Source organism: Polaromonas sp. (assembly GCF_036676035.1).
Lineage (GTDB): Bacteria > Pseudomonadota > Gammaproteobacteria > Burkholderiales > Burkholderiaceae_C > Polaromonas.
Genome location: NZ_JAKFDR010000130.1, coordinates 1 through 22268, shown reverse-complemented (window position 1 = coordinate 22268; position 22268 = coordinate 1). Strand labels below are relative to the sequence as shown.

The following is a 22268-nucleotide window of genomic DNA, read 5'->3' as shown; positions in this document are numbered from 1 at the left end:
TGATGCGGCAACTTAACCCCAAGGAGAAGGAACTGTGAAAAACCATGCATCAACCCACCGGCTCTTCCGCACGGCGCTCTCTTTCATCGTGCTGGCCACCACTGTGGGCGTCGCACAAGCCCAGGTGCAGGTTCGGTTGATCCAGGGCTTCTCTGGCTGCAAAGATGCCGTGGTCACCAATATGTCCGGGAGACGCCTGGATGTCACGCTCAAGTACATTTACCAAGGGCGGGACGGGAACTACCCGGATCTCAAGGCCAATAGCAATTCGTCTACCCGTCTCGGGCCCATGGCGCATGGCGAACAGAAAACCGTGTCTCTGTCGCAAGTGTCCGTGAGTTGCCGGCATCCATACTCCGTGGAAACGGATGTGGTGTACACAGACCTCGATGCGGTTCGGCGCCAACAAGAAGCACAGGCAGCGCGAGAGCAGCAACGTGAACGCGAGGCGCAAATGGCGCTGGCGCGCAGGATCGACGAAAACAATCGGCGAGCCGCAGAAGCCAGGCGGCAGGAGCAACTGAAACACCAGCAGATGATGGACGAGCGCGCCAGGCAGAGGATGGCCGCCGAGCAGGCAGCTATAGCTCGTCGGCAGCAAGTCGGAACCTGTCCGAGAAATGTTTCTTGCTGACGGCTTTGCCGGGGAGTATTTACCTAGAACCTTGCTCCTCTACTACACAATGACCGAGAGGTTCTCGGATCACCTCGGTGCAAGGGGTGCGTACCCTGAGAAGTTCGTCCTGAACCCCTCGCAGCACAACGAGTACTTGCGCTGCGTGGCGCTCCTCAGCCAATCCATCGGAAAAGCCATCGATCCAACGTTGCACATGGGCGTGCGCATCGAAATCGAGGAGAACAGCCCTGGCGTGATGGTGGCCGCCGACGGCTCCGAGGTTTCGCTCAACCACCAGCCATGACCACCCTGAAACTCACCAACCACAACGCCGTAGCCGCCCGGATGCTGGCCTTCCTGCTCTTCGGCATGCCCGGCATGCTGGGCTTCTTCTATGGCACTTACCTGTGGCTCCAGGAATCCGCCGATCTCACGAGCGTCAATGCGCTGAAGGATCTGGGCGGACCGCTGCTCAGTCTGGGCATCGCCGTTGTCTTCGGCTGGCTGGCCTTCACGACCGATTGGAGCATGGAGCTGGATGCCCAGGGACTGCGTGTGCGCACCCTCGCCGGCGTTCGCTCTTACGGCTGGTCCGAGTTGTGCGGCGTGTCGCTGCGGGGCTTGACGACCAAACTGGGGCTGGTCGGGCACCTCGGCCCCACAGTGGCCAAGACAACCCAGGTGGCGTTTGAATTCAACGCAGCGGGAAAGCCCGTCGCGCATGTGGTCGTGATACGCCGCTCTGAGATCGACAGCTTGGTGCACTGCCTGCGCGCGGCGGGCAGGGATGATCTGCTCGGGTGAAAGCGCCGAGCATGGAGCACGTCCTTTCCGAAATACAATTTGTTTCAGACCGCCCTCGTGTCGCGGTCAGGGGGGACTTTGAATGCGTGGTGGCGTAACGACCCAGTTGCCGAACGTTCTGGACCTGATCTATGAAGCACCGCTCGCCGAGGGCGCCTGGCGACCGGCTCTGACCGCCGTCGCCGACTTCGTGGGTTCCGAGTCGGTCGACCTGAACTTCCTCGAGCCGAAGTTCCTTGTCTACAGACGGTTGGAGTACGCCCGCATCGACGCCGACACCATCCAGCGCTACTCCGCCGGTTTCATGAGCGACACGCGGAACCTGCATCCGCGCGCGCCCACCGTGGCCCGGCTGCGGGATGGGCAGATGTTTGCCGACAGCGAGCTCTGGAGCACTGCCGAACGCGGGCGCCACCCCTATTTCGCCGACGTGTTCTACCGTGCCGGATGGCGCGACGCAATCACCGCCTGCGTCTGCGCGGGTGGGGATGGCGCCGACCTGGTTGTTCTTGGCGCGTATTTTCCCCGCACCATCCATGCATCGCTGCTGCCCGAGCATCGCCAGCGGATCGCGGTGGTGCTGCCGCATCTGCGGCGCGCCTGCGCCGTGGAAGCCCGGTTGCTGCAGGCGCGCAGGGAAACGGCAACGCTGACGGATGCGCTGAACCGGGTCACCGACGCGGTGGCGATGCTGGACCGGGACGGGCGCGTCGTGTTCGCCAATCCAGGGGCCGCCGCGACGTTTCGCGCCGAGAACGGGATCAGCCTGGCGCCGGACGAGCGCTTGCTGCTGTCCACCAGCGAAGCCCGCGCAGGGCTCGCCCAGGCATTGAGCCGATGTGCCGGCAGCTTGTTTTGGACACCCGATCACGACACCGGGCCGCCGGTGTCCGTGGCGGTCCGGTGGCGCGACGGACAACCGCTGATCCTGACGCTTCAGCCCTTGCCCAAGGACTTGGCCGGGGCGTTCGGGGCCGTGGCCTTGCTGTTCATCTGCGACCCGGGCAGCCAAAAGGCGGACCACAGCGGCCTGCTGCGTGAGGTCTATGGGCTGACGACGGCCGAAGCACAGTTGGCGCAGGCGGTCGGCGACGGCGTGGCCCTCAAGCAGTACGCCGATGCGCGCCAGATCACCTACGAAACGGCAAGAACATTCTTGCGCCGCATTTTCGACAAGACGGGCGTCAGACGGCAATCGGAGCTGGCCAGCGTCGTCAGGGCATTGCGTTGAGGGATCGCAAGCATCTTTGTCTTGCTTTGGCACCGAAGCGTTTCCGGACAGCCATGCGCCTGCGCGGAGATGGCAAAGACAGCTCAAGCCCCGAACCCATCTCGCCCCAAACGATTTCCATCTGGAGCCGCTGCAAGCCGCTTCCTACTGATCCGGCATCAACCAAATTGAATTAGCTGAAATAATAACTTCCCGTTTGTCATTCCCGCGTAGGCGGGAATCCAGTCGTACTACGAAGCGCTGAGCGTCATTTACGTGCCGTACTGGATGCCCGCATTCGCGGGCATGACGAATCCAAATGCAAATCGGGAAGTTATTTATAGCCAACTTCTTATTGTCGGCAGGCTGACCGTATTGGACAAGTAGAAAAACCGTAACCCTTCACGCACATTCTGAGCGCGAATGGGAGTGATAGGCGTTCTTCTTTGCAGAAGAATTGCCGCACCCGGCGGCCGTGCCCATCAAGGTGAGCGGGCCATGTCGCGCTGTTGAGTGGGCCGGCTCAGGCCGCCACCGGGGCCGACGTGCGGATCAGGTGATCGAAGGCGCTGAGCGCTGCCTTGGCGCCATCGCCGGCCGCAATGATGATCTGCTTGAACGGCACGGTAGTCGCATCGCCGGCCGCAAACACGCCCGGCACCGAGGTCTGGCCCTTGGCATCGACCACAATCTCGCCGTGCCTGGACAGCTCGACCGTGCCCTTAAGCCAGTCGGTATTGGGCACCAGGCCGATCTGCACAAAAACGCCTTCGAGCTCAACCTTGTGCAGCTCGCCCGTCGCGCGGTCTTTAAAGACCAGGCCGTTGACGGTCTGCTCGCCGGTGATCTCGGTGGTTTGCGCGTTGGTGATCACGGTCACGTTCTTCAGGCTGTGAAGTTTGCGCTGCAGCACGGCATCGGCGCGCAGCGCGGTGTCGAACTCGATCAGCGTCACATGGCCGACGATGCCGGCCAGGTCAATCGCCGCCTCAACGCCCGAATTGCCGCCGCCAATCACCGCCACGCGCTTGCCCTTGAACAGCGGGCCATCGCAGTGCGGGCAATAGGCGACGCCCTTGTTCTTGTATGCCTGCTCGCCCGGCACATTGATGTTGCGCCAGCGTGCACCGGTCGAGATGACGACCGACTTGGCTTTCAGCGAGGCACCGCTTTCAAGCTGGATTTCGATCAGGTCATTGGCCGGCCCGGTGTTCGGGACGAGCGCCTTGGCACGTTGCAGGTTCATGATGTCAACGTCGTAGTGGCGCACATGCTCTTCAAGCGCCAGCGCGAACTTCGGTCCTTCGGTTTCCTTGATGGAGATGAAATTTTCAATGCCCATCGTGTCGAGCACCTGGCCGCCGAATCGCTCCGAGGCGACGCCGGTGCGTATGCCCTTGCGCGCTGCATACACAGCGGCTGCGGCACCGGCGGGGCCACCGCCGACGATCAGCATGTCGAAGGCCTCTTTGCCGTCAATCTTTTTGGCTTCGCGTTCCACGCCGCTGGTGTCTATTTTTGCGAGGATTTCTTCCAGGCTCATGCGGCCCTGGCTGAATTCGGTGCCGTTCAAAAAGACCGTCGGAACCGCCATGATCTGGCGTTCCTTGACCTCGTCCTGAAACAGCGCGCCGTCAATCATGGTGGTCTTGATGCGCGGGTTCTGCACCGCCATCAGGTTCAGCGCCTGCACCACGTCTGGGCAGCTGTGGCAGGTCAGCGAGACATAGATCTCGAACTCGAAGTCGCCATCGAGTGCTCGAATCTGTTGCAGCACCGCGTCTTCGACCTTGGGCGGGTAGCCGCCGACCTGCAGCAGCGCAAGGACCAGCGAGGTGAATTCATGGCCCATGGGCAGGCCGGCAAAACGCGGGCCGTGGTTTTCGCCGGGGCGATTGACCGAGAAAGAAGGTTTGCGCTGCTTGTCGTCGCGGCTCTCGGTCACCTTGACCAGCGGCGACGAGTCCGTGATGTCCTTCAGCAGCGACTGCAGTTCGCCCGAGGCCTTGCTGTCGTCGAGCGAGGCAACGATTTCAATCGCTTGCGTGGCGCGTTCGAGGTAGCTTTTAAGTTGGGCGAGGGTAGCGGCGTCGAGCATGGCGGACTCACTTTGCAAAGGGGAAAGGAAATAAAAAGGCCCGGACGCAAGCGCCCAGGCCAGGGGCAGTCAGGTGCTTAGATCTTGCCGACGAGGTCGAGCGAAGGCTTGAGCGTCTCGGCGCCTTCGGTCCACTTGGCGGGGCAGACTTCACCGGGGTGTGCGGCCACGTACTGGGCAGCCTTCACACGGCGCAGCAGTTCGGCAGCGTCGCGGCCGATGCCGTTGTCGTGCACTTCGATGGTCTTGATCTTGCCTTCGGGGTCGATCACAAAGGTGCCGCGGTAGGCCAGGCCTGCGTCTTCACCTTCTTCGATCAGCACCTGGAAGGCGCGGGACAGTTGCTGGCTCGGGTCGCCGATCAGCGGGTACTGGACCTTGCGGATGGTGTCCGAGGTGTCGTGCCAGGCCTTGTGGGTGAAGTGGGTGTCGGTCGACACGCCGTAAATCTGTACGCCCAGCTTCTGGAATTCAGCGTAATGGTCGGCCAGGTCGCCCAGCTCGGTAGGGCAGACAAAGGTGAAGTCGGCCGGGTAGAACACCACGACGGACCAATGGCCCTTGAAGTTCTCGTTGCTCACCGGCACGAATTTGCCGTTGTGGTACGCGGTGGCTTTAAACGGAATGATTTCTGTGTTGATCAGGGACATGTCGACTTTCTATAAGGGTTGTTGGAAATTGCGCGAATCGATAGTATATGTCTTTTAATTAAGCTTAATCGATAGATATTGACTATTCATGGGATTGGCGCTATCAATTCTTTGCATCGTGTTGTGCAAGGTGAATGACAAAGGTGCATTGCATTGAGATTTTGTTAATGAGAATTATTCGCATATACTTGCATCACTTTTGAGCCAGCCACATCCTGCCGCCTGGGTTTTTAGTCCCATGCCGGCCGGCAGCGAGCCCTTAACCCTCCCTGTTTTTTGGGCTGCTCGTGGCATCTACTCGTTTTCATCATTTCCCTTTCGCCTTGCGCGAAGTTTCCCTGCTCATCGGTCTGGCCTATGGCGCTGTTGTTGCGGCGCATGCGCAGACCGTGGCGCTCAACACCGCCTTGAAAGAAGTCGTCGTCAGCGGCTCGCGCCATGAGCAGCTGAGCGACGATCTGCCCATGTCGATCGATGTCATCAACGCCAAAGACATCGAAGAGGGGCAGATTCACGATATCCGCGATGCGGCCAAAACCCTGCCCAACGTCTCGGTCAAGCGCGCGCCGGCGCGCTTCGGGCTGGTGGGCGGCAGCAGCGACGGGCGCGACGGCAATGCCGGCTTCAACATCCGCGGGCTGGACGGCAACCGGGTGCTGCTGCTGGTCGACGGCATTCGCGCGCCGCGCAGCTATGTGTTTGGCAGCAATGCGTTCGGGCGCGACTCCTTTTCCATCGACCTGCTCAAGCGCATCGAGATCATCCGTGGCCCGTCCTCCGTGCTTTATGGCTCGGACGGCCTGGCCGGGCTGGTGAACTTCATCACCCACGAGCCGGCTGATTTTCTGAATGATGTCAAACCAGAGGGCAAAACCATTGGCGGGCGTGCCTCCACCAGCTACAGCGGCGACAACGACGGCGTGACGGTCAGCGGCACGGTGGCCGGGCGTGCCAACGAATCACTGGAGTGGCTGGTTTCGGCCTCCACGCACCGCGGCAAGGAGCTGGACAACAAGGGCAGCAACGCGTCGGCCAACGTGGACCGCACCCGGCCCAATCCGCAGACCGACCGCGCCAATGCCCTGCTGGCCAAGGTGGTGCTCAAACCCAGCGGCACGCAAAAGCATGTGCTGACCCTGGAGCATGTCGAGAAAAAGTCGGAATACGATTTGCTCACGGCACGCGCCAAGCCGCCGCTGGGGGCCAATTCGGTGCTGAAAGGCAATGCGCTGACCACCGCCGAGCGCAACCGCCTGACCTGGGACGCGCGCTACAAGGTGCAAAGCCTGCTGGCCGACACGCTGCAGACGGTGCTGAGTTACCAGGATGCGGCCTCGCGCCAGTACACGTTTGAAGACCGCAACACGTCCCTGGACCGGGTGCGTGACATGACTTACGACGAGCGGACCTGGCAGGCCGGCATTCAGGCCGACAAAACCATACGCCTGTCCCCCGACTGGTCGCAGAAGATTACCTACGGCTTTGACTACGCCCGGGCCAACATCATCAACCTGCAGACCGGCCAGGTGCCGGCGGCCGGTGAGACCTTTCCGCTCAAGCGCTTCCCGGACACCAAAGAGTCCAGCAGCGCCCTCTATCTGCAAGACGAGTTCATCAGCAAGGACTGGAGCATCACGCCGGGCGTGCGCTTTGACCGTTTCGACCTCAAGGCCAGCCAGGCGGGTTTTATCGGGCAGGCGGCCTCGCTGTCTGGCTCGGCCGTGTCACCCAAGATGGGTGTGCTGTATCGCGCCACCCCCGAATGGAGCGTGTTTGGCAACTACGCCAGCGGCTTCCGTGCGCCCAACGCCAGCCAGCTCAATGGCTTCTTTGAAAACGTCACGCAGTTTTATAAAACCATTTCCAACCCCAATCTCAAGCCCGAGAAGAGCAAGAACTTTGAAGTCGGCGTGCGCGGCCGCCTGGACCGGCTTACGCTGGATGTGGCCGCATTCACCGGCAAGTTCAAGGACCTGATTGAAGACAACGTGATCGTGGGCGGGGCCGGCGTGGTGGGCAACCCGACGGTGTTCCAGTCCATCAACGTGGGCAACGCCACCATCAGCGGCTTTGAAATCAAGGGTGTCATGGACTGGGGCAAGGTGGCGGACGGCAGGTTAAGCACGCCGTTTGGCTACGGACAAACACGCGGCAAGGACAAAACCACAGGCCGGCCGCTCAATTCGATCGACCCGGCCAAGCTGCATGTGGGCGTCAAGTACGAAACCGCCGCATGGGATGTGCGCCTGGATGCCATCCGGCATTCGGCCAAGAAAAGCAGCGATGTGTTTGTGGCCGCACCCGCGACGCAATTTGTCGTGCCCGCGGCCACCACGCTGGACCTCAGCGGCCAGTGGCGCATCAGCAAAAAGCTGCGCATCAATGCCGGCATTGCCAACCTGACCGACAAGAAGGTGTGGAACTGGTCTGACGTGCGCGGCCTGTCCGCCACCTCGGCCGTGGCGGACGCCTACACCCAGCCGGGACGGCACTTCAATGTGTCGCTGGTAGCTGATTTCTGAGCCTGACTTGCTTTATCCATCTTCAAGAAAGGAATGCACATGAGCCAATTTCCCGACCATGGCATCAACGACCCTGATGTCCAGGGCGGCCAGGAACACAGGCTGCCCGGCGCCGAACCCCTGGTCGCGGGCACGCTGGCCCTGATGACCGCTTATGCCCAGGGCTGCTGCGAGGGGCACCGCGAACTGATGGCGAAAAAAATCGTGTCCAACCTGTTCATGCTGTCGCTGCATCCCGTGGCGGCACCCGCCTTCAAAGCCATGGCCATGAACCTGCATGCCCTCTGGGTCCGGACGGTGCAGCAACTGCAGCAAACGCAAGCGCAGGGAGACGCGCATCAGGCCACACAAGGCGAAATCTCTCAACCCGATCAACATCGCGTGCTTTGGCACACCACCCCGGAGATCCTTCAATGAGCGCAGTCCTTCAAACCCAGACGCGGCCTGTTGCCGAACCGTATTCGGCCGCTGCATCCATGAACGCCGCGAGTTTACGAGCGCTTTTCAATGCCGCACGCAGCAGCGGCAAGCGCGCCAAAGACGCCGCTGAAAGCCTGGGGTTGAGCGAGGGCCAGGCGATAGCAGCGCATGCCGGGACCCATGACTACGCCCTCAAGGCCACGCCCTTGCAGGGCCCTTGGGTGGAGGTGCTGCAGGCCCTGCAGCTGTGCGGCCCGGTGATGGCGCTGACGCGCAACGCGTCCACCGTGCACGAGAAAACCGGCGTCTACGAAAACATCAACGCCACCGGCCACATGGGCCTGGCGCTGGGCGAAGGCATTGACTTGCGCCTGTTTTTCAGCCGCTGGCATGCGGGCTTTGCGGTGGTCGAACCGGCCCGCGACGCCAACAATCCGCCTGCGCAAAGCCTGCAGTTTTTTGACGCGCATGGCGTGGCCGTGCACAAGGTATTTGTGCGCGCCGAGACCGATCGCGAGGCCTTCAATGACATCGTGAGCCAGTTCAGCGATGCGGACAAAGACTATGCGTTCACGCCGGCTCCGCCCAAGGCGCCCCTGCGGCCCGATGCGGAGCTGGATGCGGCCGGCCTGGCGCAGGGCTGGAGCGAGATGACGGACACCCACCAGTTTTTCGGCTTGATCAGCAAATTCGGCGTGGAGCGCCAGCAGGCTTTCCGGCTGGTGGAGGGGCGCTTCACCCAGCGCGCCGACGTGAGCATTGTGCGCAGGCTGCTGGACGAGTCGGCCATGGACGGCGCGTCCATCATGGTGTTTGTCAGCAGCAGCGGCTGCATCCAGATTCACAGCGGCCCCGTCAAGCGGATTGAACCCCTGGTCACGCCCACCGCGCAGTGGATCAACGTGCTGGATCCCGGCTTCAACCTGCACCTGCGCGAAGACATGATCAAGAACGCCTGGATTGTGCAAAAGCCCACGGCAGACGGCGTGGTGACTTCGGTGGAGGTGTTTGACGGCGAAGGCGAGCTGATGGCCATGTTTTTTGGCAGCCGCAAACCCGGCGTGCCGGAGCAGCAGGCCTGGCGCGACATTGCGGCACGCTTGCCGCGTCTGCAAGCATGAAAACGGCGCAACCCCACAACAAAGGCTCTCATGAACTCAGATCAACCCACACTCCGGCGGCGCGACGCGTTACGGCTTTTTTCACTCCCGGTGGCTTCCGCCGCCTGCGCCGCATCCAGCCTGTCTGCGCCTGCTGCGTGGGCGCAGACGCTGCAAGCGACTTCGAAACTGCCCCGGATCGTCTCGGTCAGCGGCGCAACGACAGAAATCGTTTACGCGCTGGGCGCTGAAAAGCAACTGGTCGGCACCGACACCACCAGCCTGTTCCCCGCTGCGGCCCTGCACACCCCCAAGGTCGGCTACATGCGACAGCTGTCGGCCGAAGGCCTGCTGTCGCTCAAGCCCGATGCCGTGATCGGCACGACGGAAGCTGGCCCGACGGTGGTGATGGACCAGGTCCGCAGCGCGGGTGTCAAGGTAGAGCTGGTCGAAGCGGACCACAGCTGGGCCGAGGTGCAGCGCAAGGTGGCTGCCGTGGGGCGGGCAACCTCGCGCATTCGCGAAGCCACGGCTTTGCAAGCCCGGCTGGATGCGCAATGGGTCGAGGTACTGGCCATGGTGGCCCGCAAAACCGGCCGCAAGCCCCGGGCCATTTTCATCCTGTCGCACTCGGCCAGCCCGCAGGTAGCGGGCGACAAAACCGCCGCCCACGCGATGCTCGGGTACGCAGGCCTCACGAACGCGTTCACCGGCCCCGGCAATTCCAACAGCTTCAGCGGCTACCGCCCCATGACCGCCGAAGCACTGGTTACCGCCGCGCCCGACCTGATCGTGACCACCACGCAGGGCATTGAAGCCAGCGGCGGCATCGATAAATTCTGGTCACGCCCCGGGCTGGAACTCACCCCCGCCTACAAGCGTCGCTCGCTGGTTGTGCTGGATGCCTTGTACCTGATTGGCTTTGGCCCGCGTCTGCCACAGGCGGTGAACGAGTTGCACCGGGTCGCCTTCAAAGCCGTGGCATGAGCGCCGTGTTGCAGGGTGATCACCGGCGCTGGCCCGCGCGGGCTGTGCTGGGTCTGGGTGTCTTGCTGCTTGCTATCAGTTTCATAGCTGGTAGCGCCCGTGGTGCTTACGCCATCAGCCCTTTTCAGCTATGGACTGTGCTGGTGGACATGCTGGGCGGCACGGCTCAGCCTTCACCGGAACATTTGGTGTTCATGAACATTCGCCTGCCGCGCTTGCTGCTGGGCGTGGCGGCAGGTAGCGCGCTGGGGCTGTCGGGCGCGCTGATGCAGGGCCTGTTTCGCAACCCGCTGGCTGACCCCGGCCTGATCGGTGTCAGCAGCGGCGCGGCGCTGGCCGCGGGCATCACCATCGTGCTGGGTAGTTTGTGGTTTCCGGAGATGCCGCGCACCTTGGGCAGCTGGACGCTGGTGCTGATGGCTTTCATGGGCAGCCTGCTGGTAACCCTGCTGGTCTACGCCCTGTCGCAGCAGGACGGCGGCACGCGGGTCGGGCTCATGTTGCTGGCCGGCATTGCCATCAACGCGCTGGCCGGTGCCGGGCTGGGTTACCTGAGCTTTCTGGCCAGCGACGAACAATTGCGCAGCATCCAGTTCTGGCTGCTGGGCAGCCTGGGCGGCGCGCGCTGGAGCGCGGTCACGCTGGTTTTTTCCATGGTGCTGGTCGCTGTCTGCGCCGGGCTGACGCTGGCCAGGCCCCTGAATGCCATTGCGCTGGGCGAGGCGCAGGCGGCCTTGCTGGGTGTGCCGGTCGAGCGCGTCAAGCGTTTTGCCGTGCTGGTGACGGCGCTGGCCGTGGGCGCGGTGACGGCCACCACCGGCATCATCGGTTTCATCGGCCTGGTGGCGCCGCATTGCGTGCGGCTGGTGGCCGGGCCCGATCACCGGGTGGTGCTGCCGGGCTCGGCCTTGCTGGGCGCGGCGCTGGTGCTGGCGGCCGACAGCGTGGCGCGTACGGCCGTGCAACCGGCCGAGCTGCCGCTGGGCGTGTTGACGGCTTTTGTCGGCGTGCCTTTTTTCCTGCTGCTGCTGCGCCACTTCAGGAGCCGGCTATGAGGATCTGCGTATGAACGCACGCAATCTGACGGATTTTTCGGCGGTCGCCGGCCTGCTGGAGGCGGTGGGGGTGGGCGTTGAAGTGCCCGGCAAGGCGCTGCTGCAGGCCGCCTCGGCGCATTTCGCTGCGGGGCAGGTCACGGCCATCCTCGGGCCCAACGGCGCCGGCAAGTCCACGCTGATGTCGGTGCTGACCGGCCAGCGCCCGTCCGACAGCGGCCATGTCTATCTGGCCGGGCAGTCGCTGGCGGCTTATGCCCAGGGAGACCTGGCGCGCTTTCGCGCCTCGGTGGCGCAGGAAATGCAGGTCGCCTTTGAGTTCACCGTGCGCGAAGTGGTGGAACTGGGCCGCTACCCGCACCGCCGGCAACCGAGCCCGCACGAGGCGGTCATTGCCCTGCAGGCCATGCAGGCCACGGCGGTGGATCATTTGCAAAACCGCGCACTCAACACCCTCTCGGGCGGCGAAAAGGCACGCGTTCATCTGGCGCGCGCGCTGGCGCAGGTGTGGGAGCCGGTGGCGTTGCAGGCTAACAAGCCCGCGTGCGCAGCGCAGGGCCGCCCCAAGCAAGCACAGCCCCCCCGGGGGGCAGAGAGCTACACGCCAGTGAGCGAACGTGGGGGCCAATTACCGCGCTGGCTGCTGCTGGATGAACCGACCGCCGCGCTGGACTTGCAGCACCAGCACCGCATGCTGCAACTGGCGCGCAGCTGGGCTTGCAAGCAGGGTGTGGGGGTGGTGGCTGTGTTGCATGATCTGAACCTGGCGCTGCGCTACGCAGACCGCTGCGTGGTGCTGCAAGGCGGGCAGGTCGTCGCCAGCGGCGCGACGGCCGAGGTGCTCACCCCCGCGTGCATCCAGCAGGTCTGGAGGGTGCTGGCGCACCCGGTGCCGGGCAGCACGGAGAGCCGCCGACTTCAGTATGTGTTTGAGCCCAGCCTTGAGGACGAGCCGCAAGCACCGACCACCTGAAACTGCTGGCTGCGCAGGGCTGTCAGGGTGCAGAAACCGGGTGTCAGGTTCTTTTACATATGAAATGCGCCTACAGGCGGGCGCAGGTAGCCGAGATCGGCATTACATCCTGTTTCAAAGTGGCGCTCAATGGCGCAATCTTTACCGGCTGTTATCAGCCCTGCCACCTTCTCGCGCGTTGTATTGGAGAGGGGTCGTGTTTGTTTATCAACAAGGCGACAAGGGTCAGTCCCAGGTTCCAACGCACGACCGAGTCTCCATTTCTGGCCCGCCATGACAGGAAGAGAGCGTGCAACATGACAACCTTCCCAACTGGTTTATCAAGCCCTTATTTCTGGCTTCCCCGGCTTTTCTCGGGTTTCCCGATGCTGGTCGCCACCTTGCTGCTGTCCGTGCTGCAAGCCGCAGCCTGGGCCCAGGTGCCTGCGCAGCCAGGCGACCCACCCGGCCGTGTGGCCCAGCTCAACCTGGTTGAGGGTGCCGTGAGCTTTGCGCCGGCCGAGGTCGCATCCAGCGACGCGGCCTGGATGCCCGCTGTACTGAACCGTCCGCTGACCAGCGGCGACAGGTTGTGGACCGGCCCGCGTGCTCGCTCGGAGCTGCACATCGGCTCGACCGCAGTGCGCATGAACGAGCAGACCAGCCTGGATTTTTTGACACTGGACGACAACGTCACGCAGTTGCGCCTGGCACAAGGCACCGTCAAGCTGCGCGTGCGCGCTCTGTTTGCAGGCCAGCGACTGGAAATCAACACGCCCAACCTGGCTTTCGTGATGACGCAGCCGGGTGACTACCGCCTGGACGTCAACCCAGCCAGCGACACCACCCGGGTGGTGGTGCAGTCGGGCGGCGGCGTCATTTACGGCGACAACAACATGTCGGTGAATCTTGGCAGCCGACAGCAGGTCAGCTTTAGCGGCACGCAACTGAGCCCTGCCGCACCGGGTGCCACCGTGCAAGACAGCTTTGATGCCTGGGCCGCCGACCGCGATCGGCGCGAAGACCAGTCGGTATCGGCGCGCTATGTGCCACGCGAAACCATCGGTTACCAGCAGCTCGATGCCTATGGCGACTGGCGCCAGGACCCTGCCTACGGCGCCGTGTGGCTGCCGCGCATCGTTCCGGTCAACTGGGCGCCTTACCGCGTCGGCTACTGGAGTTGGATACCGCCCTGGGGTTGGACCTGGATTGACGACGCCCCCTGGGGGTTTGCACCGTTTCATTATGGTCGCTGGGCATTGATCGGCCTGCGCTGGGCCTGGGTGCCGGGGCAGCTGGCGCCGCGCCCGGTCTATGCCCCGGCGCTGGTCGTCTTTGTGGGCGGCTACAGCGGCGGCCTGATCTGGAACATCACCATCAGCTCGGGCGGCGCGCCACAGCCCGGCGTAGGCTGGTTCCCGCTGGCACCGGGTGAGACCTTTCTTCCCGTCTACCCGGTGAGCCCGCGTTATGTGACCAATATCAACCAGAACATCGTGGTTAACAACACCGTGAACGTGACCAACATCTATCGCTACCAACGTCAGCCTGCTGCCGTGACCGCAGTCAGCGCTGAAGACTTTGCCCGCGGCCGGCCCGTGCGCGGCAACCTGCAAACCCTGAGCGCCGCCGATCTGAGCCGCGCCCAGGTGGCAGCGGACGGCAGCGCGATACCGCAGCGGTCCGACCTGCGCGAACGGCCAAGGCTTGCTGCGGCGGCGGCACTGCCGCCCGCTGCGGTGGGCGCGCGGCCGGTGGTGAGCAGCCGCGACGAGCGTCGCAATGACAGGCGAGATGACTCGCGCGCTGGAAGGCCAGACAACAGCGGCCGTGATGCCCGAACTCAGCCCCCCGCGGCGGCAGGTCCGGTGGGCGCGCAGTTGCCTGCCGCCAAGCCTGTTCCAGCGATGCCACCGGCTGTCCATTCCGCGCCTGCCATGCAAGACCGCAATGCCATCGACGCCGAACACCGGGCGCGGCGCGAGCAGCAGCAATTGCAGCGCGACCAGGAGCGCCAGCAACGTGACCTGGCGCGGCAGCAAGACGCGCAGCGCCGGCAAAGCGAAGAAGCCTTGGGACGGCGCGCATTGCGTGAGCAAGCCCAGAAAAATGCCATCACGCCCCCGGTAAACCCGCAGGCACGGGCCGCAGCAGAACGCCACTCGGTCGAGCAGGCCTGGCAGGCGCAACAGCAACTCCAGCGTGAGCAGCAGCGTCAGCAAAAAGAGTTGATCCACCAGGAGGCGCAACAACGCCGGCAAAACGCAGCGCCACCGGGCCAACGCGCAAAGCATGAGCAGGAACAGCGCAAGGAGCAGGTCCAGAAACGGCCGCCAACGCAGCAGACAGACACGCCCCATGCGCGCGACCCGTAGCCAGAGGGTGGCCCTAACCGCAGTCGGGAACCATGATCCAGCAAGAGAAAAATAGGCCTATAGCCCTTATGGATAGGGCGTAAGAAGCTATCAAAAATGTAGCGACTGCGTGCCGGCTGGAAAATCGACCTCGGCGGTCAGTACTCCAGCCGTTCCGGCTTGACTTCCTGCAGGATGGTGGTGGCGATCTCTTCGATCGACTTGGTGGTGGTGGACAGCCAGCGTATGCCTTCGCGGCGCATCATGGCTTCGGCTTCGTGGATTTCGTGGCGGCAGTTGGCCAGGTTGGCGTAGGTCGAATTGGGCCGGCGCTCGTTGCGGATCTGGCTCAGGCGCTCGGGCGCAATCGTCAGGCCGAAGATCTTTTTGCGGTGCGGCACCAGTGCCGTGGGCAACTGGCGGCGCTCGAAGTCTTCCGGGATCAACGGGTAGTTGGAGGCCTTGAGGCCGTACTGCATGGCCAGGTACAGCGAGGTCGGCGTTTTGCCGCTGCGGCTCACGCCCACCAGAATCACGTCCGAGCCCGCCAGGTCTTTGTTGCTCTGGCCGTCGTCGTGGGCCAGCGAGAAGTTGATGGCCTCGATGCGGTCGTCGTAGGCCTTGCTTTTGGACGCGTCGGAGAATCGGCCCACCCGGTGGTTGGACTTGAGGCCCAGCTCGCTTTCCAGCGGCTCGACAAAGGTGCCAAACATGTCCAGCAGCATGCCGTGGCAATGCGCCTTGATGACCGCCAGAACCTCCATATTGACCAGCGTGGTGAACACAATCGGCTTTTTGCCCTCGACTTCGGCCGCGTGGTTGATCTGGCGCACGGCCTGGTGCGCCTTGTCCACGCTGTCAATAAAGGGCAGGCGCACATGGTGTGGTTTCAACTCAAACTGGGCCAAAATGGCGTTGCCAAAGGTCTCGGCGGTGATACCGGTGCCGTCCGAGATGAAAAATACGGTGCGATTGGGCATGGTGACTTGTTCAGGGTAGTGACAGGTGGGCATGAGCGCAGCTGGCGGCTGGCCCCTACAATTCAGGCAATTATCCCGATTCTCCCGCCATGCCCCACCTCAACCCCCTCGAACAACAACAAGGTTGCTTGTCGCGCATGGTCAATACCCCAGTTTTTAAACCTCCCGGAGTATTTCTATGTCCAAGCTTTTTGATGCGACCGCCCTGGTCGTACCGTTTGAAAACCTGAGAATGACCGATGTCGAGGCGGTCGGCGGCAAAAACGCCAGCCTCGGCGAAATGATCTCCCAACTGCCCACCGGCCCCCAAGGCGTGCGGGTGCCCACCGGTTTTGCCACCACGGCCCATGCGTTCAGGGTGTTTCTGGCCCACGCGGGTCTGGACAAGAAAATCAATGCGCTGCTCGATGCGCTGGATACCGACGATGTGCGGGCACTGGCCGAGACTGGCGCCAAGATCCGCGCGCTGGTCGAGGCCCAGCCATTTCCGGCCGATTTTGAAAAAGCCATTCGCGACAGCTTTGCCGCTTTGAGTGCCGGTAACGCCCAAGCCAGCTTCGCCGTGCGCTCCTCCGCCACGGCCGAAGACCTGCCCGATGCTTCCTTTGCAGGCCAGCAGGAAACCTTTTTGAACGTGGTCGGCATCGAGGACGTGCTGCACAAGATGAAAGAGGTGTTTGCCTCGCTCTACAACGACCGCGCCATCAGCTACCGCGTGCACCAGGGCTTTGCCCATGCCGACGTGGCTTTGTCCGCCGGTGTGCAGCGCATGGTGCGCAGCGATCTGGGCGCCGCCGGCGTGATATTCACCATCGACACCGAAAGCGGCTTTGAAGACGTGGTCTTCATCACCTCCAGCTACGGCCTGGGCGAGACGGTGGTGCAGGGCGCCGTGAACCCCGACGAGTTTTATGTGCACAAGCCCATGCTCAAGGCCGGCAAGCGCGCGGTCATCCGCCGCAACCTGGGCTCCAAGCTGCTGCAGATGGAATTTGCCACGCCGGAAGAGAAAAAGGCCGGCGGCAAGCTGGTCAAGACCACCGACGTGCCCACCGAGCTGCGCAACCGCTACTCGCTGACGGACGACGATGTGGAGGAACTGGCCCGTTACGCGCTGATCATCGAGGCGCACTACGGCCGCCCCATGGACGTGGAGTGGGGCAAGGACGGCACCGACGGCCAGCTCTACATCCTGCAGGCCCGGCCCGAAACCGTGAAAAGCCAGTCCAAGGGCAAGGCCGAGCAGCGCTACAAACTCAAGGGCATGGGCACGGTGCTGGCCGAAGGCCGCGCCATTGGCCAGAAGATTGGCACCGGCCCGGTGCGCATCGTGCACAACATCAGCGAGATGGACCAGGTGCAGGTTGGCGACGTGCTGGTGACCGACATGACCGACCCGAACTGGGAGCCGGTGATGAAGCGCGCCAGCGCGATCGTGACTAACCGTGGGGGGCGTACCTGCCACGCGGCCATCATTGCGCGCGAACTGGGCATTCCGGCCGTGGTGGGCTGTGGCGATGCCACCGAGCGGCTCTCGGACGGCATGCTGGTGACGGTGAGCTGTGCCGAAGGCGATACCGGCAATATTTACGACGGCTTGCTGGAAACCGAAGTGACCGAGGTGCAGCGCGGTGCGATGCCGCCGATCGACCTGAAGATCATGATGAACATCGGCAATCCGCAGCTGGCCTTTGATTTCTGCCAGATTCCCAACCATGGCGTCGGCCTGGCGCGGCTGGAATTCATCATCAACAACAACATTGGCGTGCATCCCAAGGCGATTCTGGACTACCCCAATGTCGATGCCGACCTGAAAAAGGCGGTGGAAAGCGTGGCGCGCGGCCATGCGTCGCCGCGGGCCTTTTACGTGGACAAAGTGGCTGAAGGCATTGCCACCATTGGCGCTGCCTTCTGGCCCAAGTCGGTGATTGTTCGCCTCTCGGACTTCAAGTCGAATGAATACCGCAAACTGATCGGCGGCTCCCGCTACGAGCCTGAGGAAGAAAACCCGATGCTGGGCTTTCGCGGTGCGGCGCGCTACCTCAGTCCCGATTTTGGCGAGGCCTTTGCGATGGAGTGCGAGGCGCTCAAGCGCGTGCGCAACGACATGGGCCTGACCAATGTGGAGGTCATGGTGCCCTTTGTGCGCACGCTGGGGCAGGCCGAGAAGGTCACCCAGTTGCTGGCGCAGCATGGCCTCAAGCGCGGGGAGCAGGGCTTGCGCCTCATCATGATGTGCGAAGTGCCCAGCAATGCGGTACTGGCCGACCAGTTCCTGGAGTATTTTGATGGCTTCTCGATCGGCTCCAACGACCTGACCCAGCTCACGCTGGGCCTGGACCGTGACTCGGGCCTCGAAATTCTGGCCAAAGACTTTGACGAGCGCGATCCGGCAGTGAAAGCGCTGCTCAGCCAGGCGATCGAGGCCTGCAAGCGCCAGGGCAAGTACGTGGGTATTTGCGGCCAGGGCCCCAGCGACCACCCGGACTTTGCGCAGTGGCTCAAAGAGCAGGGCATTGGCTCCATCTCGCTCAACCCGGATACCGTGATAGACGCCTGGAAGCGGCTGGCGGGCTGACGTCCAGCGCAGTGCGCAAAGTGGCAAGCGTAGAGGCCCGTGCGCAGCGCAGGGCCGCCCCAAGGAAAATTAGTCCCCGAGGGGCTGACGTCCGCGGCTCCAAGCTTGCCTGCGCAGGCTTGGACGGACGCAAGAACTGCTGCGTCTCGCAGCGGCACGTCCAGCGAAGTACGCGCAGCAACAGGCGTGGGGGCTACAATTTTCCGCCGGGCCGTCCCAAGGAAAATTAGCCCCCTCGGGGGCAGCGCAGTACACGCAGTGACAAGCGTGGGGGCCAGCTACCAAGGGAAAACCCCAGCGGCTGAGAGGCGTTTGGCAAGTGTTTGGTAAGTAATTGGCAAGCCCCGGCATGACAATCGGGGCATGCCATTGTCTGAAAACCGCCGCCGCTACTGGCGCAAGAACCTGCTGGTCACGGCCTTGCTGCTGGCGCTGTGGTTCACGGTCACATTTGGGGTGAGCTACTTTGCGCGGGCGCTGAATTTCAGCTTTTTCGGCTGGCCCTTCAGTTTCTGGATGGGGGCGCAGGGCGCTTTGCTGGTGTATTGCCTGATCATCGGGTTTTATGCCTGGTACATGAACCGGCTGGACATCGAGCACGGTGTGGCCGAGAACGACGAGTAAGCATGCCAGGCCTGTTCAGCGCTCACAATGGCTCGAAGGCTGCCAGGCAGGCTTTCAAGGCCCAGTTGAACCGGGTTTACTGCTGGTACACCGTGGGATTTTTGCTGTTCGTGGCGGTGCTGGCCGGGCTGGAGCCGCTGGGCCTGCCGCGCCAGTGGATTGGTCTTTCGTTCCTGATGGCGACCGTCGGCCTGTATGCGGCCATCGGCGTCATGAGCCGTACCACCGATGCCGCCGAATACTATGTGGCCGGGCGCCGGGTGCCGGCCTTCTACAACGGTCTGGCCACCGGCGCGGACTGGATGTCGGCGGCGTCCTTCATCGGCATGGCCGGAACGCTTTACCTCACGGGTTACAACGGTCTGGCTTTCATCATGGGTTGGACCGGCGGCTACTGCCTGGTGGCCTTGGTGCTGGCGCCTTACCTGCGCAAGTTTGGCCAACTCACCATTCCCGATTTTCTGGGGGAGCGTTATGGTGGGCACCTGCCGCGGCTCATTGGCCTGGTGGCCGCGATTCTGTGTTCTTTCACCTACCTCGTGGCGCAAATTTACGGCGTGGGCCTGATCACCTCGCACCTGACCGGCGTGGCCTTCGAGCTGGGCATTTTCCTCGGATTGGGCGGCATTTTGGTCTGCTCTTTCCTGGGGGGCATGCGGGCCGTGACCTGGACCCAGGTGGCCCAGTGCATTGTCCTGATCGTCGCTTACCTGATTCCCGTGGTGTGGCTGTCGGTCAAGCAGACCGGCAGCCCGGTGCCGCAACTGGTGTACGGCTTCCAACTGGAAAAGGTGACGGCCAAGGAAAAGGCGCTGGACACCGATCCCGGGGAGCTGCAGGTCCGCGAAATATTCAGGCAACACTCGCAGTCCTTGACGGACAAGCTGGCAAATCCGGTTGCAGCCCTGGCTGCCGACAGGGCGGCTGCGGGTAAAAAACTGGCTGAGTTAAAGGCGGAGAATGCACCCGTCGCCCAGATTTCTTCTGCAGGCAAGGCGCTGGCCAATATGCCCCGGACTGAAGCGGCCGCCACCAAGGCCTGGCTGGCGGCCAAGGCTTCTGCAGACCTTAAATCCCAGCCGCTCAATGGCATGCCCCGGCATGCCGCCCAGTTTGCAGGTGACCCCAATGGCACGGCCAAGGAGCGGGAGGCCTACGACACATCACGGCGCAATTTCCTGGCCCTGGTCTTTTGCCTGATGGTGGGAACGGCGGCGCTGCCGCACATCCTCATGCGCTACTACACGGTTCCCAGCGTCCGGGAGGCGCGCCAATCCGTGACCTGGTCGCTTTTTTTTATTGTCCTGCTGTACTTCACGGCGCCTGCGCTGGCGGTTTTGGTGAAGTATGAAATCTTCACGGTGCTGGTCGGCACACCGTTTGATCAGCTCCCGGCCTGGGTGGCCTCTTGGGCCAAGGTAGACCCGTCCTTGCTGTCGGTCGTCGACATCAACAAGGACAACATCCTGCAGCTCAATGAGCTGTCGATTGGCGGCGACATCATTGTGCTGGCCACCCCGGAAATCGCCGGGCTGCCTTACGTCATTTCCGGGCTGGTGGCAGCAGGTGGCCTGGCTGCCGCTCTTTCCACGGGCGATGGTCTGCTGCTGACCATTGCCAATGCCCTCAGCCATGACCTTTATTACAAGATGATCGATCCGAACGCATCGACAGTGAGCCGGGTAACCGTCTCCAAGATGCTGCTGCTGATGGTGGCGCTGATAGCGGCTTATGTGGCCGCGCAAAAGCCGGCGGACATCCTGTTTCTGGTGTCCGCGGCTTTTTCATTTGCGGCGGCATCCTTCTTTCCGGCGCTCAGCCTGGGCATTTTCTGGAAGCGCGCGACCGGTATGGCGGCCTCCATGGGCATGCTGGCCGGGTTGGGGGTTACGTTTTACTACATGGTGACCACCCAGCCGTGGATGCGCGACATGTTTCGCGTGACATCGCCCGTTGAGCTCTGGTGGGGGATTGACCCGATTTCCGCCGGGCTGTTTGGCGTGCCGGTGGGCTTTGTCGTGATGGTGCTGGTCAGTCTGGTGACCCCACCGCCGGAACAGAAGGCACAGGATCTGGTTGAGCACATCCGCTACCCCCATCTGCGGGACGGCTAGGGCCTGTTAACGCGGCTTCAGAGCGGTTTGGGCGGCTTTTTTAGTGGCAATGGCCGCTACAGCCCACTAAAACGGTGGTTTTTGCGTTTGCCATCGCCTCAGGCTATAATCATGGGCTTCGCCTTGCTGCACCCCTTAACGACGCTGGGGGCAGCTTTTACCAACCAAAAGGAGAGTTTATGCGTCACTATGAGATCGTCTTGCTGATCCACCCGGATCAAAGCGAGCAAGTCCCAGCCATGCTGGAGCGTTACAAGGGCATGATCACCGCTGGCGGTGGCAAAGTGCACCGTGTTGAAGATTGGGGCCGCCGCCAACTGGCTTACCTGATCCAGAAACTGGCCAAAGCCCACTACCTGTGCATCAATATTGAAGCCAGCCAGGCCGTGATGGAAGAAATTGAACACGCGTTCAAGTTCAACGATGCAGTTCTGCGTCACATCACCGTGCTCAAGAAAAAGGCCGAAACCGGTCCATCCCTCATGATGCGAAACGTCGAGAGGGAAGAAGCCCGTAAAGCCCAGCAGCAGGAGTATGCGGCGTAATTTCGCCCCAGATACTTTGCTGTTGAACGTCTCACTGCTGTGCAAATGCTGATTTCGCAGTGAACCACGTTGAGTTGACCGCTTGTATCGCCGAGGCGAGTCCTTTGCGCTACACCCCCGCCGGATTGCCGGCCGCCAATTTTGTACTCGAACACGAGTCGGAAATGGTGGAAGCAGGCAGCACCCGGCAGGTCAAATTAACAGTCAAGGCGGTTGCCTTCGGAACGCTGGCCGAACAAACGGGCCGGCTGACCATGGGTCAAGCCTTCAGGTTCAGTGGATTTTTAGTCAATGCCCGCGGCAACAAGAGCGTTGTTTTTCACATTCAAGCAATCGATCAAGTACTGAACCCCATTTAAGGAGTCCATCATGGCCGGACCAAAACGTTTTAACAAAGACAAGCGCCCCAAGCGCAACACCCAATCCCTGCTGTTCAAGCGCAAGCGTTTTTGCCGCTTCACAGCCGCTGGCGTTGAAGAAATCGACTACAAAGACATCGACACCCTGCGCGATTTCGTAGCCGAAAACGGAAAAATCATCCCCGCACGCCTGACCGGCACGCGCGCGATTTTCCAGCGCCAGATCAACACCGCCGTCAAGCGCGCTCGCTTCCTCGCGATGCTGCCTTACAGCGACCAGCACCGTAGCCTGTAAGGAGC

At 62.5% G+C, this 22268-nt stretch carries 20 protein-coding genes; 17 read left to right on the top strand and 3 right to left on the bottom strand.

The window, feature by feature from the left end:
* Positions 1-34: 34 nt before the first annotated feature.
* The 4 genes from V6M61_RS20560 (at position 35) to V6M61_RS20545 (ending at position 2651) form a co-directional block, all read left to right on the top strand.
* Positions 35-634, top strand: a complete 600-nt coding sequence (locus V6M61_RS20560) for a hypothetical protein (protein WP_332778469.1) — start codon at positions 35-37, stop codon at positions 632-634.
* Positions 621-920 carry a hypothetical protein gene (locus V6M61_RS20555; RefSeq protein WP_332778468.1) on the top strand — a complete coding sequence of 100 codons (300 nt, stop codon included), beginning with the start codon at positions 621-623 and terminating at the stop codon, positions 918-920. Before V6M61_RS20560 ends, V6M61_RS20555 begins: the two co-directional genes overlap by 14 nt.
* On the top strand, positions 917-1420 hold the full coding sequence (locus tag V6M61_RS20550; RefSeq protein WP_332778467.1) for a hypothetical protein: 504 nt from the start codon (positions 917-919) through the stop codon (positions 1418-1420). Before V6M61_RS20555 ends, V6M61_RS20550 begins: the two co-directional genes overlap by 4 nt.
* Positions 1421-1502: 82 nt before the next feature.
* On the top strand, positions 1503-2651 hold the full coding sequence (locus tag V6M61_RS20545) for a helix-turn-helix transcriptional regulator (protein WP_332778466.1): 1149 nt from the start codon (positions 1503-1505) through the stop codon (positions 2649-2651).
* A gap of 502 nt (positions 2652-3153) precedes the next feature.
* Here V6M61_RS20545 and ahpF read toward each other — a convergent pair.
* Complete coding sequence (gene ahpF, locus V6M61_RS20540) at positions 3154-4728, bottom strand: alkyl hydroperoxide reductase subunit F (protein ID WP_332778465.1); 1575 nt, start codon at positions 4726-4728, stop codon at positions 3154-3156.
* Between the two features lie 77 nt (positions 4729-4805).
* Entirely contained in the window at positions 4806-5378 is a 573-nt protein-coding gene (gene ahpC, locus V6M61_RS20535) for an alkyl hydroperoxide reductase subunit C (RefSeq protein WP_332778464.1), read from the bottom strand.
* A 323-nt stretch (positions 5379-5701) separates the two neighbouring features.
* On the opposite strand from ahpC, the gene V6M61_RS20530 reads away from it, so the two are divergent.
* The 7 genes from V6M61_RS20530 to V6M61_RS20500 all read left to right on the top strand — a co-directional run bounded on the left by V6M61_RS20530 (position 5702) and on the right by V6M61_RS20500 (position 14789).
* Complete coding sequence (locus V6M61_RS20530) at positions 5702-7900, top strand: TonB-dependent hemoglobin/transferrin/lactoferrin family receptor (RefSeq protein WP_332778463.1); 2199 nt, start codon at positions 5702-5704, stop codon at positions 7898-7900.
* A 39-nt stretch (positions 7901-7939) separates the two neighbouring features.
* Positions 7940-8317, top strand: coding sequence for a hypothetical protein (locus V6M61_RS20525; protein ID WP_332778462.1), 378 nt, complete (start codon positions 7940-7942; stop codon positions 8315-8317).
* On the top strand, positions 8314-9441 hold the full coding sequence (locus tag V6M61_RS20520; RefSeq protein ID WP_332778461.1) for a hemin-degrading factor: 1128 nt from the start codon (positions 8314-8316) through the stop codon (positions 9439-9441). The genes V6M61_RS20525 and V6M61_RS20520 overlap by 4 nt, the downstream gene beginning before the upstream one ends.
* Positions 9442-9471: 30 nt before the next feature.
* A complete protein-coding gene (locus V6M61_RS20515; RefSeq protein ID WP_332778460.1) occupies positions 9472-10407 on the top strand; it encodes a heme/hemin ABC transporter substrate-binding protein in 936 nt (311 codons plus the stop codon).
* Entirely contained in the window at positions 10404-11462 is a 1059-nt protein-coding gene (locus tag V6M61_RS20510; RefSeq protein ID WP_332778459.1) for a FecCD family ABC transporter permease, read from the top strand. Before V6M61_RS20515 ends, V6M61_RS20510 begins: the two co-directional genes overlap by 4 nt.
* Before the next feature lie 10 nt (positions 11463-11472).
* Positions 11473-12435 (top strand): heme ABC transporter ATP-binding protein, encoded by a 963-nt coding sequence (locus V6M61_RS20505; protein ID WP_332778458.1) that lies wholly within the window; start codon positions 11473-11475, stop codon positions 12433-12435.
* 365 nt (positions 12436-12800) lie between these two features.
* Positions 12801-14789, top strand: a complete 1989-nt coding sequence (locus tag V6M61_RS20500; RefSeq protein WP_332778457.1) for a DUF6600 domain-containing protein — start codon at positions 12801-12803, stop codon at positions 14787-14789.
* A 137-nt stretch (positions 14790-14926) separates the two neighbouring features.
* On the opposite strand, the gene ppsR is transcribed toward V6M61_RS20500, so the two are convergent.
* Complete coding sequence (ppsR, locus tag V6M61_RS20495) at positions 14927-15748, bottom strand: posphoenolpyruvate synthetase regulatory kinase/phosphorylase PpsR (RefSeq protein ID WP_332778456.1); 822 nt, start codon at positions 15746-15748, stop codon at positions 14927-14929.
* 178 nt (positions 15749-15926) lie between these two features.
* Between ppsR and ppsA the strand changes: the two genes are divergently transcribed.
* The 6 genes from ppsA to rpsR all read left to right on the top strand — a co-directional run bounded on the left by ppsA (position 15927) and on the right by rpsR (position 22263).
* Entirely contained in the window at positions 15927-18326 is a 2400-nt protein-coding gene (ppsA, locus tag V6M61_RS20490; protein WP_332778455.1) for a phosphoenolpyruvate synthase, read from the top strand.
* 363 nt (positions 18327-18689) lie between these two features.
* Entirely contained in the window at positions 18690-18950 is a 261-nt protein-coding gene (locus V6M61_RS20485) for a DUF4212 domain-containing protein (RefSeq protein WP_332778454.1), read from the top strand.
* 2 nt (positions 18951-18952) lie between these two features.
* Entirely contained in the window at positions 18953-21064 is a 2112-nt protein-coding gene (locus V6M61_RS20480) for a sodium:solute symporter family protein (protein ID WP_332778453.1), read from the top strand.
* A 179-nt stretch (positions 21065-21243) separates the two neighbouring features.
* Complete coding sequence (gene rpsF, locus V6M61_RS20475; RefSeq protein WP_332778452.1) at positions 21244-21609, top strand: 30S ribosomal protein S6; 366 nt, start codon at positions 21244-21246, stop codon at positions 21607-21609.
* A gap of 59 nt (positions 21610-21668) precedes the next feature.
* The gene (priB, locus tag V6M61_RS20470; protein WP_332778451.1) at positions 21669-21968 is read left to right on the top strand and encodes a primosomal replication protein N; all 300 of its coding nucleotides are present in this window, start codon (positions 21669-21671) and stop codon (positions 21966-21968) included.
* Between the two features lie 10 nt (positions 21969-21978).
* Positions 21979-22263 (top strand): 30S ribosomal protein S18, encoded by a 285-nt coding sequence (gene rpsR, locus V6M61_RS20465; RefSeq protein ID WP_011483947.1) that lies wholly within the window; start codon positions 21979-21981, stop codon positions 22261-22263.
* Positions 22264-22268: the final 5 nt, after the last annotated feature.

What these genes read in the sequence shown, in the direction of transcription:
- ahpF (WP_332778465.1), bottom strand. Translation starts at nt 4,728, where the DNA reads ATGCTCGACGCCGCTACCCTCGCCCAACTTAAAAGCTACCTCGAACGC.
- V6M61_RS20525 (WP_332778462.1), top strand. Translation starts at nt 7,940, where the DNA reads ATGAGCCAATTTCCCGACCATGGCATCAACGACCCTGATGTCCAGGGC.
- V6M61_RS20550 (WP_332778467.1), top strand. Translation starts at nt 917, where the DNA reads ATGACCACCCTGAAACTCACCAACCACAACGCCGTAGCCGCCCGGATG.
- V6M61_RS20520 (WP_332778461.1), top strand. Translation starts at nt 8,314, where the DNA reads ATGAGCGCAGTCCTTCAAACCCAGACGCGGCCTGTTGCCGAACCGTAT.
- V6M61_RS20500 (WP_332778457.1), top strand. Translation starts at nt 12,801, where the DNA reads ATGCTGGTCGCCACCTTGCTGCTGTCCGTGCTGCAAGCCGCAGCCTGG.
- V6M61_RS20510 (WP_332778459.1), top strand. Translation starts at nt 10,404, where the DNA reads ATGAGCGCCGTGTTGCAGGGTGATCACCGGCGCTGGCCCGCGCGGGCT.
- V6M61_RS20545 (WP_332778466.1), top strand. Translation starts at nt 1,503, where the DNA reads ATGCGTGGTGGCGTAACGACCCAGTTGCCGAACGTTCTGGACCTGATC.
- rpsF (WP_332778452.1), top strand. Translation starts at nt 21,244, where the DNA reads ATGCGTCACTATGAGATCGTCTTGCTGATCCACCCGGATCAAAGCGAG.
- ahpC (WP_332778464.1), bottom strand. Translation starts at nt 5,378, where the DNA reads ATGTCCCTGATCAACACAGAAATCATTCCGTTTAAAGCCACCGCGTAC.
- V6M61_RS20515 (WP_332778460.1), top strand. Translation starts at nt 9,472, where the DNA reads ATGAACTCAGATCAACCCACACTCCGGCGGCGCGACGCGTTACGGCTT.
- V6M61_RS20505 (WP_332778458.1), top strand. Translation starts at nt 11,473, where the DNA reads ATGAACGCACGCAATCTGACGGATTTTTCGGCGGTCGCCGGCCTGCTG.
- rpsR (WP_011483947.1), top strand. Translation starts at nt 21,979, where the DNA reads ATGGCCGGACCAAAACGTTTTAACAAAGACAAGCGCCCCAAGCGCAAC.
- ppsR (WP_332778456.1), bottom strand. Translation starts at nt 15,748, where the DNA reads ATGCCCAATCGCACCGTATTTTTCATCTCGGACGGCACCGGTATCACC.
- V6M61_RS20555 (WP_332778468.1), top strand. Translation starts at nt 621, where the DNA reads ATGTTTCTTGCTGACGGCTTTGCCGGGGAGTATTTACCTAGAACCTTG.
- V6M61_RS20480 (WP_332778453.1), top strand. Translation starts at nt 18,953, where the DNA reads ATGCCAGGCCTGTTCAGCGCTCACAATGGCTCGAAGGCTGCCAGGCAG.
- V6M61_RS20485 (WP_332778454.1), top strand. Translation starts at nt 18,690, where the DNA reads ATGCCATTGTCTGAAAACCGCCGCCGCTACTGGCGCAAGAACCTGCTG.
- ppsA (WP_332778455.1), top strand. Translation starts at nt 15,927, where the DNA reads ATGTCCAAGCTTTTTGATGCGACCGCCCTGGTCGTACCGTTTGAAAAC.